The sequence below is a fragment of the Seonamhaeicola sp. S2-3 genome (genome assembly GCF_001971785.1).
In the GTDB taxonomy this organism is placed as follows: domain Bacteria; phylum Bacteroidota; class Bacteroidia; order Flavobacteriales; family Flavobacteriaceae; genus Seonamhaeicola.
Window position 1 is genome coordinate 135,001 of sequence record NZ_CP019389.1, and the last position, 19,355, is coordinate 154,355.

Genomic DNA, 19,355 nt, shown 5'->3' on the forward strand with positions numbered 1-19,355 from the left:
ATTCGGATATCTGCGGATCAATTTGTATGTGCCAATCCCCGCAGCTTTTCGCAGCTTATCACGTCCTTCTTCGCCTCTGAGAGCCTAGGCATTCCCCATACGCCCTTATTTAGCTTATTGTACTTTTTGCTTTTTTAATGAGTTATGATTAATTAGATTGTCGCTCGCGTGACTCTAATTAATCCAAATTACTTAAAACTAGATCTTATTCTAATTTTATTTTCATGTATCTTTTTCAATATGTCAATGAACCTTTTTCCGCTCTGCGGAATTGTGGAGAATATCGGAGTCGAACCGATGACCTCTTGCGTGCAAGGCAAGCGCTCTAGCCAGCTGAGCTAATCCCCCATGTACTTTCAGTAGTCAGTTATCAGTTAACAGTTATCAGTTAATTGATGACCTATACGTCAACTTGGGATACCCAACTTCTAAAATTTCCTTTCAATATTTAATGAACTTATTAAGATTTTCTTACCCAACCTTAACTTGTAGTCTCAGGCAGACTCGAACTGCCGACCTCTACATTATCAGTGTAGCGCTCTAACCAGCTGAGCTATGAGACTGTACTTAGTCGTGAGTCCTCAGCTTTTAGCGCTTAGATTATCTAATCACTAATACTTAATGACTTACTTTTATATTTTAAAATTAACAGCAAGAAGAATAAACTATTTCTTTCTTAAAAACTTTTACCTATTAGTCGTCTTTCTCTAGAAAGGAGGTGTTCCAGCCGCACCTTCCGGTACGGCTACCTTGTTACGACTTAGCCCTAGTTACCGATTTTACCCTAGGCCGCTCCTTGCGGTGACGGACTTCAGGCACTCCCAGCTTCCATGGCTTGACGGGCGGTGTGTACAAGGCCCGGGAACGTATTCACCGGATCATGGCTGATATCCGATTACTAGCGATTCCAGCTTCACGGAGTCGAGTTGCAGACTCCGATCCGAACTGAGATAGGGTTTATAGATTCGCTCCACCTCGCGGTGTGGCTGCTCTCTGTCCCTACCATTGTAGCACGTGTGTAGCCCAGGACGTAAGGGCCGTGATGATTTGACGTCATCCCCACCTTCCTCACAGTTTGCACTGGCAGTCTTGCTAGAGTTCCCATCTTTACATGCTGGCAACTAACAACAGGGGTTGCGCTCGTTATAGGACTTAACCTGACACCTCACGGCACGAGCTGACGACAACCATGCAGCACCTTGTAAGTAGTCCGAAGAAAGATCTATCTCTAAATCATGCAACTTACATTTAAGCCCTGGTAAGGTTCCTCGCGTATCATCGAATTAAACCACATGCTCCACCGCTTGTGCGGGCCCCCGTCAATTCCTTTGAGTTTCATTCTTGCGAACGTACTCCCCAGGTGGGATACTTATCACTTTCGCTTAGCCACTGAACCGAAGTCCAACAGCTAGTATCCATCGTTTACGGCGTGGACTACCGGGGTATCTAATCCCGTTCGCTCCCCACGCTTTCGTCCATCAGTGTCAGTACATTATTAGTAATCTGCCTTCGCAATTGGTATTCTATGTAATATCTATGCATTTCACCGCTACACTACATATTCTAACTACTTCATAATGACTCAAGATTAGCAGTATCAAAGGCAGTTCTACAGTTAAGCTGCAGGATTTCACCTCTGACTGACCAATCCACCTACGGACCCTTTAAACCCAATGATTCCGGATAACGCTTGCATCCTCCGTATTACCGCGGCTGCTGGCACGGAGTTAGCCGATGCTTATTCTTACGGTACCGTCAAGCTCCTACACGTAGGAGGGTTTCTTCCCGTACAAAAGCAGTTTACAACCCATAGGGCAGTCTTCCTGCACGCGGCATGGCTGGATCAGGCTTGCGCCCATTGTCCAATATTCCTCACTGCTGCCTCCCGTAGGAGTCTGGTCCGTGTCTCAGTACCAGTGTGGGGGATCCCCCTCTCAGGGCCCCTACCTATCGTTGCCATGGTGTGCCGTTACCACACCATCTAGCTAATAGGACGCATACTCATCTTATACCGTAACCTTTAATACCTCTCTCATGCGAAAAAGATATACTATGGAGCATTAATCCAAATTTCTCTGGGCTATTCTCCAGTATAAGGTAGATTGTATACGCGTTACGCACCCGTGCGCCGGTCGTCAGCAAAGAGCAAGCTCTTCCTGTTACCCCTCGACTTGCATGTGTTAAGCCTGCCGCTAGCGTTCATCCTGAGCCAGGATCAAACTCTTCATCGTTAAATTTTTAAGTCTTTTATGACTTTTACTATTTAACAACTAATAAGAATTTCTAGTACTCAAAATGGTTTATTCTCTTGTCTGATTTAATCGTTTCCAACTAAATCTTACGCTGTCAATTTCAATATGTTTATGAACTTTTTTTGCTTCGCTAATATTCGTTTCCTCGTTTAGCGGGTGCAAATATAAAACCTTTTTTTATACTCACAATACTTTTTTTGATTTTTTTGAAAAAATTTTTTAACCCTTTTTCTCTACTCTAATCTTGTACTATGAACGTCTGCTTAACTTGGATTTTATTCCTCGTTTTTGCGGGTGCAAACATAACACCTATTTTCCTTTTTGCAATGACTTTTTTAATCTTTTTTTATGGTTTTTTTCAGTTCAACACTTAACTTACTTATTTACCATTACTTACGCATGAAAAAAAATTAAGTGTGACTAAGATTTAAGCTCAAAAAAATAAAACGGGAAGGTTAAAGATACAATTTTTTATTAAACTTTTCAACTTATAATTGCATTTATTAATGCGTTAGGGATAGTAGTGGATAGCCCACAGCGAGGTACGAGCGAGGACTTGTAACGGATAGCCCGACCCTTTGGGTAACGCCCATCTTTAAAATATTACCATGTATATTACATTATATATTAATGATACTATCTGTTTTTGCTACTTGGTTATAAATATCTGCGCTAAACATATATAGTTTTGCTGGTTTTTTTGATGCTCCTTTTTTCTTTTCATCTAAAGGTACTATATATGGTTTGCTTATTGCTTTTTTTCTGAAGTTACGATTATCTAGTTCTATTCCTAAAACTGCTTGGTACACTACTTGCAATTCATTTAAGGTAAACTTGACAGGAAGAAAGTCAAACACTATTGGTTGTGTTATTATTTTAGTTTTTAAATCTTGGTAAGCATCATTGATTAGTCTATGGTGATCAAATCCTATTTCTGGCAAGTTTTTAATTTTAAACCATTTTAAGGTATCTTCTTTATTTAGTTTTATTTTATTTGACTGTATATTTAAATAATATGCCACTGTTACCGTTCTTACTTGAGCACCACGACTTCTTATCCATAATAAGTCTTTATCTGATTTTAACCTATTAGGATTACCGTAAGTTCTGAATTGGATTTTATTAAGATTATCTTCTCCTATCAATTCTTTAAACACCCTATCTGCTGACTGCCCTAAATTATTACTTTTAAGCACATAATGCCCTGGTAACACCCAATCATCTATAACTGGTAAACCTTGTGTATACATATTTAATGAACGTTTTCTTAACAGAACATTTAAGGACTTTCCTTTTAGAGCAAAAATTACACAGTCTACTGATAAATTATTAATTTTTCTAAAATCCATATTAAATAAAACGTTAATTTTACGTTTTTACGAAAATAATCATTATTACAGTAACAACAACCCTAAGAGAGCACTTTTTTCTATTAGTTTAGATGAGTAATTAAGGGGTTTTTAAGACTTATATTTTTAAACCACTTTTTAATTAATATTATATGTCGAAATCATTTTATCTTAATATGGAAAATTTAAAACAGTTGCCTCCAAATGTTTTAAAGCCATTATTTAACAGAGATAATATTAAAACTAGCATTTTACATATTGGGGTTAGTAATTTTCATCGATCACTTCAAGCATTTTACACACATGAACTTATTGAAAGGTTTCATGAACTAAATTATGGTATATGTGGTGTAGATATATTAGACTCTAGCCGTAAGATATACAATATTTTAAAAGACCAAGATGGCCTTTACACTCTTTATATAAAGAAAACAAATGGTGTTCACAAAGCTAAAATTATAGGCTCTATTGTGGAATATTTTTTTGGACCTGAAAACCCCATGGCGGTTATAGAGAAAATGGCGAGTCCAGATATAAAAATTATATCGCTAACCATAGCAGAAGACGGATATCATTTAAACGAAATAACTGGTGAGTTTGACATAAACCACCCATCTGTGACTGAAGATTTAAAAAATCCTTTAAGCCCTAATACTGTTTTTGGATATTTAACCCAAGCATTTAAACTTAGAAAACTAAGAGGTCTTTCTGGTTGCACCATACTTTCTTGTGATAACATTAAAGAAAACGGAAACACCATTAAACAATCCTTTTTTAATTATGTTAGCAAGGTTGACCCAGACCTGTTACCTTGGCTTACTGAAAACACAACCTTTCCTAACACGATGGTTGACAGAATTACACCAAATACTGAATTAAGCGACATACACACTTTAAGAAACGAGTTTTTAATTGAAGACCAATGGCCTGTAGTGTGCGAATCTTTTTCGCAGTGGGTTATTGAAGATAATTTTTTTGATGAAAAACCTGCTTGGGATAAGGTAGGCGTTCAATTTACGAAAGACATTAAGCCTTTTGAACGCATGAAACTAAGGCTTTTAAATGCGGGTCATACTATTTTAGGTATTTTAGGAACCTTACATGGCTACAAAACTGTTTACGAAGCCGCTATTGATAGTGATTTTATATCATTACTGCATTCTTACATGGATAAAGAAGTTACAGCCACCCTTAAAAATCAAGACATTAAAACTATAAATGATTATAAAAAAAACATAATATCTAGATTTCAAAACCCATATATAAATGACAAACTTTCTAGAATTTGCCAAGAAAGTTCAGCTAAAATTCCACTATTTATCTTACCTACAATTAAGGATCAACTGAAAGGTGAAAAGCAAATAAAAATTGCTGCTTTTATTATTGCTGCATGGTGTAAATATAATGATGGTATAGATGACCAAAACAACCCCTATAAAATTATTGATAGTTTAAGCGGAACCTTAATTAGAAACGCAGCACTATCTCACCAAAACCCTATGAAATTTTTAGAAACAACAACTGTTTTTGGTAACTTAAGCGAAAATGAAATTTTTAGAAATTATTATTTAGAATCGCTATCATTATTAAGAACAAAAAACGTTAAAGATTGTATAAAAGAACTTAATGCTTTAATTTAATACAACCATAATTTTATTATAAGAAAAAGCCTTACATTAAAATTGCAAGGCTTTTTCAAATTGCTATTAATCAAAATAATTAGGTTATAATAAATATTCACTTAGAACACCTGTTAAATTTTTAATTGACATCTCATTAATAACAGGGTTTGCTCCTTCACTACTTGTTACTAACGCTCCAACAGCACAAGCATAATCTAATGATTCTTGAGGCGCATTGTTATCTGTTAATTTACTTATTAGGGTTGCCAAAAAGGAATCTCCAGCTCCAACCGTATCTACCACCTTAACTTTATAACCTTTATTGTAATACAACTTCCCTTCGTTATAAAGAATTGCTCCTTTTTTTCCTCTTGTTACACAAATACTTTTTGCTTTAGTTTGACCTGCAATACTCATTATAAGTTGCTCTAATGACTTAGTTGATATGTTTAAGAAATCACCTATTTCAAAAATCTCATCATCATTAAATTTTATAAAGTCTGCGTGATTCATCAAATCTGATAAAACTTTGAATGAATAATGAGGCGCTCTTAAATTGACATCGAAAACCTTATATTTTGCAATTTTTAATAATTCCATTAAGGTATTTTTTGAAACTTCATCTCTTGAAGCTAAACTTCCGTACACAAAAACATCTGAAGTTTTAGTAAGCTTAATAGCTTCTTCTGAAAGCTCTATTTTATCCCACGCACAAGGATATTCAATTTCATAAGAAGCACACCCATTTGAATCTAGCAATACTTTTACATTTCCAGTTTTATAAATTGAATCTATTTGTACTGCAGATGTATTTATATTTTGGTCTTGCAAAAATCCTATCAATTTTCGTCCACTTCTATCATCTCCAACCCTACTAATAATAGCTACATTATTACGCATTGATTGAAATCTTACCGCTACATTTAAAGGTGCACCGCCTATTTTTTTGTGTGTTGGAAATTCATCCCACAACACTTCACCAAAGCAAAGAATAGTACTCATCTAAATTTCAGTTAAAACTTTATTATTCATTTCCTTTACACATTTTTCAACCCCATATTTCACAATATCATTATACGCTTTGGCATATGCTTTTACAAATGTATTAGACGCACTAAGTCCGCCAAATACTGTTTCTAATTGTAAAAATGTTTCGGGTTTATTTGTAGCTTTTAAAGCCTGCTCATGCAAAATATTAGCCATAACATCTTTTATAACTAAAGGTTTTTGATACTCATCTTTACCCAAATTATATTTACACCATGCAGCAATTACAAAGGCCGCATATGTAATTGACCCATTTTCTTTTAACTGCGCTTTCACTGTTGGCAATATAAAAATTGGAATTTTAGAAGAACTCTCAGAACAAATTCTTTCAATTTGATCCTTTATATAAATATTTCCAAAGCGCTCTAGCAATGTTGCTTCGTAACTTTCTAAATCTACCCCTTTTAAATCTCTTAAAATGGGAGCCACCTCATCCCTCATATAAATTTTAAGAAAGTTTTTAATACTTTTATTGTTTGCTGCTTCATCAATAGTGTTATACCCTATTAAGGCTCCTAATATACCTAACACAGAATGTCCTGCATTTAACAATTGCAACTTCATTTTTTCAAAAGGCTCAACATCTTCAACAAACTGCACTCCTACTTTTTCCCAAGGCGGTCTTCCTGCTACAAAATCATCTTCAATTATCCATTGTTTAAACGACTCACATACCACAGGCCACGCATCATCAATACCAGAAGTTTCTTTTAAATGTGTTATATCCTCGACAGAAGTTACAGGCGTTATACGATCTACCATAGCATTAGGAAAAGACACATTAGTTTCAACCCATGACACTAATTCTGGCTCTGCTTTTCTAATATAACTTAGCAACATTTTTTTTGTCATATCTCCGTTACCTTGTATATTATCACAAGATTGTATAGTAACACCTTTTAAACCTAATTTTTTCCTAAGTTTAAGCGCTTGTGTTAAATAACCAAAAATAGTTTTTGGAGTTTTAGGATACTCTAGATCATGTATAATTGATAGATTACTAAAATCAAAAGCTTTAGTAGCCTCATTATAATTATAACCACCTTCGGTAATTGTTAAAGTTATTATTTTAACTTCAGGACTCGCCATTTTTTCTATAACAGCCGTTGGGTTTTGTGGCGCAAACAAATATTCTACTATAGAGCCAATAACTTGCTTTGTTAATGTACCATCTAACTCTTTAACAACCAAAGTATATAACCCATCTTGATTCTTTAATGTTTGATAAATTTTAGTGTCAAAATCTAATAATGCAACCCCACAAATTCCCCAATCTTTTATATTTTCATTGTGTAATAATTGATCGGTATAATAAGCCTGATGCGCACGATGAAAACCACCAATACCAACATGCACAATACCTGTTTTAATAGTAGATCTATCATACGTTGGCACTTTAACTCTTTCTGCGATAGCAGAAAGATTTTTACTATTTAATTTTAAATTTTTCATAATATTTAATTTTGTATAGAATCACCTCTTTTAAGTACCCATATTGTTGTAATAAAGTAGATAATAGTACAGACAAAAGCATATTTATAAAATACCTCCCTATTTTCTATGTACGCGCTTTCATTAGAACTACCAAACAACACTGTGAATGCTAATACAACGGTAATAATTAAAACCAGAATAGAAATTACTCGCAACACTTTAGTTAAAGAAGTATTATCTTTTAAATGTACAACATGCTCTTTTGCTTTTTCTTCTTGAAATTTTTCAATATCCTTATTTCTTTTGTTTTCTTTTGCTTCTTCTTCAGGGTATTTATTTTTTGCTCCATAACGACCTGCCAATAGCGTATAAACCACTATTGTAAAAATCCAAGTAGGAATAAATAAGTAAAAAAACGACATTACATTTAGTGCATTTAAACCAAAACCAAACACAAGCCCTAAAGCCCATGATGCAACAGCTGGTGTATTAAATGACAACTTGCGATAACGTGCCCAGTAACGCGTATAGTTAATTTTAGGGAAAATCTGATGTTCTGCAAATACAATTCCTCCAACAGGCACAACTATTAAACCTGCAAAGGTTAATAATGGAAGAATTTGAGAAAATACAAAAGGAAAACACGCCACCACTACGGTAACTAAACCAACTATAATGGTTGTTTTTTTTCTTGAATTGTTATAAAAAATAGCCTGTGCTGCTAGTCCTGCTCGGTATAGATTAGCAACTGCTGTAGTCCAACCAGCAACAATAACGATGATAAACCCAGACCAACCTAAAGCATAATAAGCAACATCTCCGGGGTCTAATTCAACAATAGACTTACCAATAATTACAGCTGCCCCTGCTCCCATAATTCCAGCTGATATCCAAGCAAGGTAATGCCCAAACATCATTCCTGTACTAGTAGATAACCCGTACACTTTCTTTTTTGCAAAACGCAATAAAGCCATATCTATAAGCCCGAAATGCGTAATAGTATTTGCTGCCCATGCAAAACCTATTACCTCTACTAAACCAATACCTGGTTTTCCTTCACTATTAACTCCTGTCCAAATAGACTTATCTCCTAGAGTTATAAAATCACTCCATCCTTTTGGTAATGTTTCTCCTAAAACCTCTAATGAAAGTGCTGGCAAGAGTACGAATGCACCACAAACGAACATAACAAATAACCAAGGTGCGCAAATAGCAGAGAATTTAGACACAGCTTTGAATCCATATATAGCAATAGAGACCACCACAGCACCTACACACAAAACAATTAATATAAACCATACATTTGTAGGATACCAATTAAGTTGCGCAGGAATATTAAAAGCAAAACGTACAGCTGTAGAAGATACAGTAATCATTGCTGCTGATATTACCGTAAAAATGATAACATTTGCCCAATTATAAAGATTTGTCATAGAATCTCCTGCTATTTTATTTAAGTAGGTATATAAACTTAATCGGGTATCTACAGCAATGGGAGACGTTATAAAGGTCCAACTTAAAACAGCTAAAATGTTTCCAATTAATAAACCTAAAATAATATCTTTAGTGGTGGCACCAAGCGCTACAAAAGTAGCTCCTATAACAAATTCTGTAGCAGCAACATGTTCTGCTGCATATAAACCTGCAAAATGAGTCCAATTATACAGTTTATGCTTTGCTATTGGCAACTGTTCTTCTTCAATATTTTCAAACTGAGAATATTTATTAGTGGCGTTCATAGTTTAATTATTTAGTTTAGTTTTTAAAATAATGTAACATCTAATTGTAATACTGTTTTTTCTTGCTCAGGATTCCACATAGCTGTTACACCAATAGGAAGCTTATGATTTCCAATTCTAATTTTATCACTAAAAGTAGCTCCAACATTAATCAAGTTTCCGGCACCTTCAGTATAAAATGTCTTATCTGTTATAAATGACCATGCACCCCCTGCAAATAGCAACAAATTAGCATCTGCTTTTTCCCAAACCTTACTGTTTACTTCAAAATAATGAGTCCAAGAATTTTTTAAAGAACCATCCGTTTGCACCTCATAATCACCAGCCCCACCACCTACAATGGTTGCCAAATAGAGTAATATTTTTGAAGAAATATTATACCCAAAGCTAATATCAACAAAATTATAACCTTGTGTTTTATCATAACTCCAATAATGCAACACATCTCCACGTTCTTCAACACCAGTATAGTTATTATGAGTAACAGCCTCAACAAAAAATTTATTTGATAAACGATATGCCGTATATATTGAAAACTCTTGATAATGAGCTGCCACATTTTCACCTGTGTTTTTATTCACAACGTCTACTGTTGTAAAACTTGCACCACCCCATACACCAAAAGTGAATTTTTTGTTTCTAGAATTATATTGTAAACTAGTAGCTACCATAGCCCCAGGATGCACTACAAACCCATGCCATAGGTGCATATTTTTAAGATGAGCATCAGCTGTAAAAGCCTTGTAATCATTTTTGTTTTCATCTTGCCCATTAACAATAATTGCAGCAAAACATAACAACATTAACCATATGAGTTTAGACTTAGAAGCAACAACCTGTTTTGTTTTTAAAATCCTATAATTCATTTGTCTTATCTTAGTTGGTTTTATTAAACGTAAAAACAACGTTTAATAACAACAAATTTATATAAGATTACTTGATAATTAAAATTTTAATTCAAAAAATTCATTTATTACATTTATTTTTATATTTTTTTCAATCATACTCAGTTTTTTATAAAGAATATTTAAAAAAAATATAAAACGTAAAAAATACGTTTGATAAAATTTTAACATTAATAAACCAACCACATGTAAAAAGTCATGAAAAATTGTTAAACAACTCAATTTGTAGTATATATAATTATGTTAAGAATTAAAATCTTAATTAAATACTCACAAAACACAAACTTAAAAATAGAAACACAGTTAAAATAAATTACACCCATTATATATTGCGTGTATTTGTTTATACTATTATCTTTGCAGCCTATTTTAATTTAATTAGATGATACATATTACTTTACCAGACGGTAGTGTAAAAGCGTTTGAAGAAAACGTTACACCAATGGATGTTGCTAAAAATATTAGTGAAGGATTAGCTAGAAATGTTATTTCGGCAAGTTTTAATGGTACAACCGTTGAAACAGCAACCCCATTAACCACCGATGGGTCATTGGTTTTATATACCTGGAGAGACGATGCAGGAAAACAAGCTTTCTGGCACTCTTCGGCACACGTATTAGCTCAAGCAATTGAAGAATTATATCCAGGGGTTAAATTAACTATTGGTCCTGCTATTGAAAATGGATTTTATTATGATGTAGATTTTGGTGAGCATACAGTATCTGAAAAAGATTTTAAAACCATTGAAAATAAAATGTTAGAGATTGCACGTGGTAAACACGATTTTAAAATGCGATCTGCCACCAAAGCTGAAGCCTTAGCTTTATATAAAAATAATGAGTTTAAAACTGAACTTATTGAAAACTTAGAAGATGGTACTATAACGTTTTGTGACCACTCTACATTTACAGATTTATGTAGAGGAGGCCATATACCTAATACCGGCATTATAAAAGCGGTAAAAATTTTAAGTGTTGCTGGAGCCTATTGGCGTGGTGATGAAAATAAACCTCAGTTAACACGTGTTTACGGTATTTCATTTCCTAAGCAAAAAGAACTTACCGAGTATTTACACATGCTTGAAGAAGCTAAAAAACGCGACCATAGAAAACTTGGGAAAGAGTTAGAATTATTTACTTTTTCTCAAAGAGTAGGACAAGGTTTACCTTTATGGTTACCTAAAGGAGCTGCCCTACGCGAACGTTTAGAAAACTTTTTAAAAGCTGCTCAAAAAAAGGCTGGTTATGAAATGGTTGTTTCACCACACATAGGACAGAAAGAATTATATGTAACTTCAGGGCATTACGCTAAATACGGAGAAGATAGTTTTCAGCCCATAAAAACCCCTAAGGAAGACGAAGAATTTTTATTAAAACCTATGAACTGTCCGCACCATTGTGAAATATTCAATAGCTTCCAATGGAGTTATAAAGATTTACCTAAACGTTATGCCGAATTTGGTACAGTTTATAGATACGAACAAAGTGGAGAACTACATGGTTTAACACGTGTTAGAGGCTTTACACAAGATGATGCCCATTTATTTTGTACTCCAGATCAATTAGATGAAGAATTTAAAAATGTAATTGATTTAGTATTATATGTATTTGGATCTTTAGGATTTGAAAACTTTACGGCTCAGGTTTCTGTAAGAGATCCTGAAAACCCCGACAAATATATAGGTGATGTAGCTAATTGGGAAAAAGCAGAACAAGCCATTATTAATGCGGCTTCTGATAAAGGATTAAATTATGTTATTGAAGAAGGAGAAGCTGCTTTTTATGGTCCTAAATTAGACTTTATGGTTAAAGATGCCTTAGGAAGACAATGGCAACTAGGAACAATACAGGTAGATTATAACTTACCAGAACGCTTTGACCTTACATATAAAGGAAGTGATAATGAATTGCACCGTCCTGTAATGATTCACAGGGCACCATTTGGAAGTATGGAACGTTTTGTAGCATTATTATTAGAACATACAGGAGGTAATTTCCCGCTTTGGCTTATGCCAACACAATGTATTATATTGTCACTCAGCGAGAAATATGAAAAATACTCCGAAAAAGTTTTAAATTTGCTAGAAAATCACGAAATTCGCGCCCTTGTAGACCATAGAAATGAGACTATAGGGAAAAAAATTCGGGAATCCGAAATGCAAAAACACCCGTATATGCTTATTATAGGGGAACAAGAAGAGAAAGATAACATGGTTACTGTACGCAAGCACGGTGGTGAAGATTTAGGAATGATGACTATTGAATCCTTCTCAAACATTATAAAAGAAGAAATTGATAAAACGTTAAAATCGTTCTAAATAAAAAAGTTTAATTTAAAAAGTAGTAAGCCATAGCAATTAGAAGAAGAAGACAGCCTCAAAGAGTTATTAAAGAGGACAAACACAGAATCAACTCTAAAATTACAGCACAAAAGTTACGTCTTGTTGGCGATAATGTAGAAATTGGTATATACACCAAAGGTGATGCCATGAGAATAGCTAATGAGCAAGATTTAGATTTAGTTGAAATATCTCCAAACGCAGACCCACCGGTTTGTAAAGTTATGGATTATAAAAAGTTTCTTTATGAACAAAAGAAACGAGATAAAGCCTTAAAAGCTAAGGCAACTAAAGTTATTATTAAAGAAATTAGATTTGGACCACAAACTGATGATCACGATTATCAGTTTAAAAAGAAACATGCTGAAAAGTTTTTAAAAGAAGGTGCAAAACTAAAAGCATTTGTATTCTTTAAAGGACGTTCTATTGTATTTAAAGAGCAAGGACAAATTTTGTTATTACGTTTAGCTCAAGATTTAGAAGAATTTGGTAAAGTTGAACAAATGCCAAAATTAGAAGGAAAGCGAATGACAATGTTTATTGCTCCTAAAAAAGATAAGAAATAACTGAATGTATTTTCAGTATTAAAAATAATTAAGCGAAATAAATTAAAACTAGGAAAAGAAAATGCCTAAAATGAAAACAAAATCTAGTGCCAAAAAACGTTTTAAGTTAACAGGTACTGGTAAGATTAAAAGAAAGCACGCATTTAAGAGTCATATATTGACTAAAAAATCTAAAAAGCGTAAGCTTGCTCTGACTCATGATACATTAGTACATAAGGCAGACGAAGACAATATTAAAACCATGTTACGTTTAAAGTAACCACGTTTTAATTGGTTAAATAAATTATAAACCCTGGAGTTAGGCTCAGTAAAAGTGTCAGTTTTAATTGGCCGCCTACTACAAAAAAATTAAAAATTATGCCAAGATCAGTAAATTCTGTAGCTAAAAGAGCTAGAAGAAAAAAGATTATTAAACAAGCAAAAGGTTACTTTGGAAGACGTAAAAACGTTTGGACAGTAGCCAAAAATGCGGTTGATAGAGCGATGCAATATTCGTATAGAGACCGTAGAAACAAGAAAAGAACATTCCGTGCTTTATGGATAACCCGTATTAATGCAGGTGCCAGAGAACATGGTTTATCTTATTCTCAATTTATGGGGAAATTAAAAGCTAATAACATTGAATTAAACCGTAAGGTTTTAGCAGATTTAGCTATGAATAACCCTGAAGCTTTTAAAGCTGTAGTTGATAAAGTAAAATAAGGCGCTTAGCCTATTGTAAAACATATATTTCGCTTAATAAAAATCCAACTCATATGAGTTGGATTTTTTTATTTAATACATTTTAAACACAAAAAATTATACAAAATATTAATTTTGCCAATTATTAAAATAATATGGATTTATCTCAAGTAAAGTTAGTAGTAAGTGATATGGATGGTACGCTACTAAACTCTAACCACGAAGTAAGTAATTTATTTTTAGAACAATTTAAAACTCTAAAAAAACACAATATTTTGTTTGTTGCTGCAAGCGGAAGACCTTACTACAGTATTGTTGAAAAATTAAAATCTATTAAAAATGATATTATTGTAGTTGCAGAAAACGGAGGATTGGTTATTCAAAACAACAAACAAATTCTTTCTACCCCAATAGATAGAGGTAATTTATTTGAAATTGAAAAAATAATTGACGCTAACAATCATATTCATCCTGTATTTTGTACAAAAAGTAAAGGCTATTTTAAAAGTAACTCTTTTGGTTATATATCTGTTTTATCAGAATACTACCCCAAATTTAAAGTCATAGACAACATTGAAGAAATTGATGAAGAAATCATGAAAATAGCGCTTTATCATTCAGAAGATTCAGAAAAACATATTTACCCTCTAGTAAAGTTTTTAGAAAATAAATATGCTATTAAAATTTCTGGTAAAAACTGGTTAGATATTTCTGATCATTTAGCCAACAAAGGACACGCCATAAAACTATTACAAGAAACCTTTAATATTTCTGAAAAAGAAACTATGGCTTTTGGCGATTATAATAACGATTTAGAAATGCTAAGCTTAGCAAAATATAGTTTTGCAATGAAAAATGCCCATGACAATGTTAAGGAAGTTGCCAATTACGAAACTAAAAGTAACAATGACTTAGGCGTAGAACACATTATAGCTAAACTTTTAGATACCAAAAACTAATTACCAAAAGCAGTAATTACTAAGTTTCTAGAGCCACCATAATCTCTATGTTCACATAGGTAAATACCCTGCCAAACACCTAAATTTAATTTACCATTTGTAATTGGTATTTGAACCGAAGCACCTAATAAAGAGGCTTTAATATGAGCAGGCATATCGTCAGGTCCTTCATAAGTGTGTTTATAATAAGGAGCATTTTCTGGAACCATTTTATTAAAATGACTTTCAAAATCGGTTCTAACAGTATAATCTGCATTCTCATTTATGGTTAAACTAGCCGAAGTATGTTTTATAAATACCTGTAACTGCCCTATATTTATTTGGTTAATTTGTGGAATGGCGTTTAATATTTCATCGGTGATAAGATGAAAACCTCTTGTGTAAGGCTTTAATTTTACTTGTTCTTGAAAAAATTTCATAACATTAATTTCAAAGAGTACTCATTGAAGCAGAATAATCATTAGGTTTTTTGTTTCTTTTTTCTGGCTGCAGGAAAAAGTACATTGTTTAAAATAAGCCTATATCCGGGTGATGTAGGGTGTAAATCTAATTCGGTTTTAGAATCACCTACTTTATGTTGATAATCTTCAGGGTCATGACCGCCATAAAATGTAAAGAATCCCTTTCCTTTAATTCCATGAATGTATTTAGCTTCTCCATTAATTTTGGTTTCCCCCATTATTAATACATTAGGCTTAATTTCATCTCTTGTAAAAGAAGTAGTTTGCCCCATAAAACCCTTTATTAAGGCTGTATGATTTTGACAAAGCATGGTAGGAATAGGGTCCCATTTTGCCGAAAACTCCATTAAAGTAAAATAATCAGAAGTTCTTGGCACATTCCTTTTTCTAGTCATATCAATAGATGAAAACTCGTAAATTAAAGGGCTTCGTTCTAAAGTAAAATCTTTAAAAGCTAAAGTTTTATTATAATCTATTTTATTTTGGTATCCAGCATCACTCCCATCTCCGTCAAACATAGGCTCACAAATATCAACACCTTCGGCAGATAGAGCTATATCAAAACTATCTGTAGCACTACACATAGCAAACATAAACCCACCGCCAACAACATAATCACGAATTTTTAAAGCTACTGCTAACTTAGATTGAGACACTTTATTAAATCCCATTTTTTTGGCTAAAGCTTCAGCAGATTTTTTTTCATTTATATACCATGATGAGGCTCTGTAAGCGCCATAAAATTTACCATATTGCCCTGTAAAATCTTCGTGATGTAAGTGCAACCAATCATAAAGTAATAAGTTATCATTTAGCACTTCTTCATCATAAACTGTTTCATAAGGAATTTCTGCGTATTGCAACACCATTGTAACGGCATCATCCCAAGGTTGTTTACCGTTAGGCGTATAAACTGCAATTTTAGGTGCTTTCTCTAAAACAACAGCTTCCATATTTTTGCTTGGGCTACTTATTTCTTCTAAAATGTTTTCTGCCATATCATTTGAAATAACTTCAAATGAAACCCCTCTAATTAAACACTCTTTTTGAATTTCTTGGGTATCTGGTAATAAAAAAGAACCGCCTCTATAATTAAGTAACCATTTTACTTTAAGTTCTTTTTTAAGTGTCCAATAGGTAATACCATAAGCCTTTAAATGATTTTTTTGGCTTTCTGCATCCATAGGAATTAGTATGTATGATGCAAAAGCATTAAATGAAATAAATAAAAGAAATAATAAGGCTACAGTACGTTTCATAGATCGAAAGATACTTAAAATTTACTCTAAAAAACAGTCTTTAACAGAAGATTAATTCTTAGAAAGGTACATCATCATTTTCATCACCTTCATTTAATGAACTTCCAAAAGCTTGGTCTGGACTTGCTGTAAAATTGTCTGAGCTAAAGGTATCATCATTAGCAGCAGCATTCATTTTAGAATGGAATTCAAAAGGAGAATCAAAATCATCTAAATTATCAAACTTACCAAGATGCCCAATAAACTTCAATCTTATGTTTTCTAAGCCACCATTTCTGTGTTTAGCAATAATAAATTCTGCCTGACCTTCGGTTGGAGAGCGTTCTTCATCATCCCATTCATCAATTTTATAATATTCTGGTCTGTAAATAAAACTTACAATATCAGCATCTTGTTCAATAGCTCCAGATTCACGTAAATCTGATAGTAATGGACGCTTGCTACCTCCCCTAGTTTCAACCGCACGCGATAACTGTGATAATGCAATTACAGGTACATTTAACTCTTTAGCTAACGCTTTTAAGTTTCTAGAAATCATTGATATTTCTTGCTCTCTGTTACCATTATGGCTACTTCCACCAGTCATAAGTTGCAGGTAATCAATCATGATTAGTTTTATATCATGCTGAGAGGATAAACGACGTGCTTTGGCTCTTAAATCGAAAATTGAAAGTGAAGGGGTGTCATCTATAAAAAGTGGTGCTTTTTCAAGCCCTTTTACTTTTACGTTAAGCTGTTCCCACTCGTGTTTTTCTAATTTTCCGGTACGTAATTTTTCTGAAGATAACCCCGTTTCACTAGATATTAAACGCGTAATTAATTGTACAGATGCCATTTCTAAAGAGAAAAATGCCACAGGTATATTTTGATCTACGGCTATATTTCTTGCCATAGAAAGTGTTAGGGCTGTTTTACCCATACCAGGACGCGCAGCAACAATAATTAAATCTGATGGTTGCCAACCAGAGGTTAATTTATCTAGCTTAGTAAAACCTGTTGGAATACCACTAAGTCCTTCTTTATTAGAAATTTCTTCAATTTTCTTTTTTGCTTGAATTACCAAATCTTGAGCAGACTCACTAGATTTTTTTATGTTTCCTTGCGTTACTTCGTATAATTTAGCTTCTGCCTTATCTAATAAGTCAAACACATCTTTGGTTTCATCATAAGAATCTTCTATAATTTCACTAGAAATTTTAATTAAACTACGTTGAATAAATTTCTGTAAAATAATACGAGCATGAAACTCAATATGTGCTGAAGATGACACTTTTTGGGTTAAAGAAATGAGGTAAAAATCACCTCCAACCAATTCTAGCTTAGCATTCTTCTTTAATTGTGTTGAAACCGTTAATAAGTCTATAGGTTCACTGTTTTCAAACAGCTGAAAAATAGCTTCAAAAATATGTTGATGTGCTTCTTTATAGAATGCTTCTGGACTTAAAATATCAATAACTTCATCTACTCCTTTTTTATCAATCATCATTGCACCCAACACAACTTCCTCTAAATCAATAGCTTGCGGAGGTATTTTACCTTTTTCAAGACTGATTAAGGTGCTTTTATCTACTTTATATCCCTTTATTTGATTGGGTTGTTTCATAACTACGAAAATAACTAAAAAAGTATGTTTAATTAGAAATAATCTACTATTGGATTTTAACCGTTAGTTAACAATTTAACTGTTAATAACTTTAATATATTGTGAATAAGCCAAAAAAAAACTGAAGTTACAAACTTCAGATTTTTGTATCATGTGGTTTTAAACGCATTAGCCTTTATAAACACCCATATTAGCATATTTATCCATTCGGTTTGCAACTAAATCTTTTGGTGATAAGTTTTTTAATTCATTATAATTTTTTACAATGGCATTGCTAACTGCAGTAAATGTTTTTTGTCTATCTCTATGAGCTCCTCCTAAAGGTTCTTTTATAATACCATCAACAAGTTTAAGTTTTTTCATATCGGTAGCAGTAAGCTTTAAAGCTTCAGCAGCTTGTTCTTTATACTCCCAACTGCGCCATAAAATAGAAGAACAAGACTCTGGAGAAATTACAGAGTACCAAGTATTTTCTAGCATTAATACTTTATCTCCTACTCCAATTCCTAACGCCCCACCAGAAGCTCCTTCGCCTATAACAATAGTTATAATAGGAACTTTTAAACGTGTCATTTCTAAAATATTTCTGGCTATGGCTTCACCTTGTCCGCGCTCTTCTGCTTCTAATCCTGGGTATGCTCCAGGTGTATCTAAAAGGGTTACTACTGGAATACCAAATTTTTCTGCCATCTTCATTAACCGAAGTGCTTTTCTATAGCCTTCTGGGTTTGCCATACCAAAATTTCTGTATTGTCTTGTTTTGGTATTGTAACCTTTTTGTTGCCCAATAAACATAAAACTTTGGTCTCCTATTTTCCCTAAACCTCCTATCATGGCTTTATCGTCTTTAAAGTTTCTATCACCATGTAACTCTAAAAAAGATTCTCCGCAAATGGCATTAATATAATCTAATGTATAAGGTCTGTTTGGGTGACGAGACAATTGTACACGTTGCCAAGGCGTAAGGTTTTTATATAAATCTTTTTGAGTAGAAGCTAATTTCTTTTCTATTTGAGAACAGGTTTCTGTAACATCAACTTCACTCTCTTCTCCTATCACTCTACATTTTTGAAGCTGATCTTCTAGTTCTTTTATGGGTAGTTCAAATTCTAAATATTCCATAAGAATTTCTTTGGCTAT

The 19,355-nt window shown here is 33.3% G+C and carries 15 protein-coding genes, 2 tRNA genes and 2 rRNA genes (1 of these 19 running past the window's edge); 6 read left to right on the forward strand and 13 right to left on the reverse strand.

The annotated features are described in order from the left end of the window. The 5 genes from BWZ22_RS00615 to BWZ22_RS00635 form a co-directional block, all read right to left on the reverse strand. Window positions 1-120, reverse strand: a 23S ribosomal RNA gene (locus BWZ22_RS00615); it reaches 2,698 nt to the left of the window's first position. A gap of 154 nt (window positions 121-274) precedes the next feature. Then, a tRNA-Ala gene (locus tag BWZ22_RS00620) sits at window positions 275-348 on the reverse strand. A 141-nt stretch (window positions 349-489) separates the two neighbouring features. Beyond that, window positions 490-563: transfer RNA gene (locus tag BWZ22_RS00625), tRNA-Ile, on the reverse strand. 148 nt (window positions 564-711) lie between these two features. Continuing rightward, a 16S ribosomal RNA gene (locus tag BWZ22_RS00630) occupies window positions 712-2,231 on the reverse strand. Together the 16S and 23S rRNA genes with 2 tRNA genes alongside form the textbook arrangement of a ribosomal RNA operon. A 641-nt stretch (window positions 2,232-2,872) precedes the next feature. Next, window positions 2,873-3,601, reverse strand: coding sequence for an NUDIX hydrolase (locus BWZ22_RS00635; protein ID WP_076697161.1), 729 nt, complete (start codon window positions 3,599-3,601; stop codon window positions 2,873-2,875). Window positions 3,602-3,777: 176 nt separating this feature from the next. Here BWZ22_RS00635 and BWZ22_RS00640 point away from each other — a divergent pair, with 176 nt between their 5' ends. Further along, window positions 3,778-5,241 (forward strand): mannitol dehydrogenase family protein, encoded by a 1,464-nt coding sequence (locus tag BWZ22_RS00640; protein ID WP_232225203.1) that lies wholly within the window; start codon window positions 3,778-3,780, stop codon window positions 5,239-5,241. A gap of 84 nt (window positions 5,242-5,325) precedes the next feature. Here the strand turns inward: BWZ22_RS00640 and BWZ22_RS00645 are convergent, their stop codons facing one another. From BWZ22_RS00645 to BWZ22_RS00660, 4 genes are read right to left on the reverse strand one after another with little or no spacing between them, the layout of a single operon-like run. Beyond that, window positions 5,326-6,225 carry a carbohydrate kinase gene (locus tag BWZ22_RS00645; protein WP_076697166.1) on the reverse strand — a complete coding sequence of 300 codons (900 nt, stop codon included), beginning with the start codon at window positions 6,223-6,225 and terminating at the stop codon, window positions 5,326-5,328. After that, window positions 6,226-7,722 carry a mannitol dehydrogenase family protein gene (locus tag BWZ22_RS00650; protein ID WP_076697168.1) on the reverse strand — a complete coding sequence of 499 codons (1,497 nt, stop codon included), beginning with the start codon at window positions 7,720-7,722 and terminating at the stop codon, window positions 6,226-6,228. A gap of 5 nt (window positions 7,723-7,727) precedes the next feature. Then, window positions 7,728-9,443, reverse strand: a complete 1,716-nt coding sequence (locus BWZ22_RS00655; RefSeq protein ID WP_076697171.1) for a cytosine permease — start codon at window positions 9,441-9,443, stop codon at window positions 7,728-7,730. Between the two features lie 23 nt (window positions 9,444-9,466). Further along, window positions 9,467-10,309 carry a hypothetical protein gene (locus tag BWZ22_RS00660; RefSeq protein ID WP_076697173.1) on the reverse strand — a complete coding sequence of 281 codons (843 nt, stop codon included), beginning with the start codon at window positions 10,307-10,309 and terminating at the stop codon, window positions 9,467-9,469. A gap of 421 nt (window positions 10,310-10,730) precedes the next feature. Between BWZ22_RS00660 and thrS the strand changes: the two genes are divergently transcribed. From thrS to BWZ22_RS00685, 5 genes are all read left to right on the forward strand, one after another. Then, window positions 10,731-12,665 (forward strand): threonine--tRNA ligase, encoded by a 1,935-nt coding sequence (gene thrS, locus BWZ22_RS00665; RefSeq protein ID WP_076697176.1) that lies wholly within the window; start codon window positions 10,731-10,733, stop codon window positions 12,663-12,665. Window positions 12,666-12,733: 68 nt separating this feature from the next. Next, window positions 12,734-13,252, forward strand: a complete 519-nt coding sequence (gene infC / locus BWZ22_RS00670; protein WP_371326818.1) for a translation initiation factor IF-3 — start codon at window positions 12,734-12,736, stop codon at window positions 13,250-13,252. Window positions 13,253-13,313: 61 nt separating this feature from the next. Further along, window positions 13,314-13,511 (forward strand): 50S ribosomal protein L35, encoded by a 198-nt coding sequence (rpmI, locus tag BWZ22_RS00675; RefSeq protein ID WP_019388182.1) that lies wholly within the window; start codon window positions 13,314-13,316, stop codon window positions 13,509-13,511. Window positions 13,512-13,609: 98 nt separating this feature from the next. Further along, window positions 13,610-13,954, forward strand: a complete 345-nt coding sequence (rplT, locus tag BWZ22_RS00680) for a 50S ribosomal protein L20 (protein ID WP_076697181.1) — start codon at window positions 13,610-13,612, stop codon at window positions 13,952-13,954. Between the two features lie 134 nt (window positions 13,955-14,088). After that, window positions 14,089-14,892 carry a Cof-type HAD-IIB family hydrolase gene (locus BWZ22_RS00685; RefSeq protein ID WP_076697184.1) on the forward strand — a complete coding sequence of 268 codons (804 nt, stop codon included), beginning with the start codon at window positions 14,089-14,091 and terminating at the stop codon, window positions 14,890-14,892. Here the strand turns inward: BWZ22_RS00685 and BWZ22_RS00690 are convergent. From BWZ22_RS00690 to BWZ22_RS00705, 4 genes are all read right to left on the reverse strand, one after another. Continuing rightward, window positions 14,889-15,311: a secondary thiamine-phosphate synthase enzyme YjbQ gene (locus tag BWZ22_RS00690; protein ID WP_076697186.1), complete on the reverse strand. Its 423-nt coding sequence runs from the start codon at window positions 15,309-15,311 to the stop codon at window positions 14,889-14,891. The genes BWZ22_RS00685 and BWZ22_RS00690 overlap by 4 nt on opposite strands. Before the next feature lie 41 nt (window positions 15,312-15,352). Further along, entirely contained in the window at window positions 15,353-16,537 is a 1,185-nt protein-coding gene (locus tag BWZ22_RS00695; protein ID WP_076697189.1) for an asparagine synthetase B, read from the reverse strand. Between the two features lie 133 nt (window positions 16,538-16,670). Then, window positions 16,671-18,215 carry a replicative DNA helicase gene (gene dnaB, locus BWZ22_RS00700; protein WP_076697191.1) on the reverse strand — a complete coding sequence of 515 codons (1,545 nt, stop codon included), beginning with the start codon at window positions 18,213-18,215 and terminating at the stop codon, window positions 16,671-16,673. 168 nt (window positions 18,216-18,383) lie between these two features. Further along, window positions 18,384-19,337, reverse strand: a complete 954-nt coding sequence (locus tag BWZ22_RS00705) for an acetyl-CoA carboxylase carboxyltransferase subunit alpha (RefSeq protein WP_076697194.1) — start codon at window positions 19,335-19,337, stop codon at window positions 18,384-18,386. Between the last annotated feature and the right edge of the window lie 18 nt (window positions 19,338-19,355).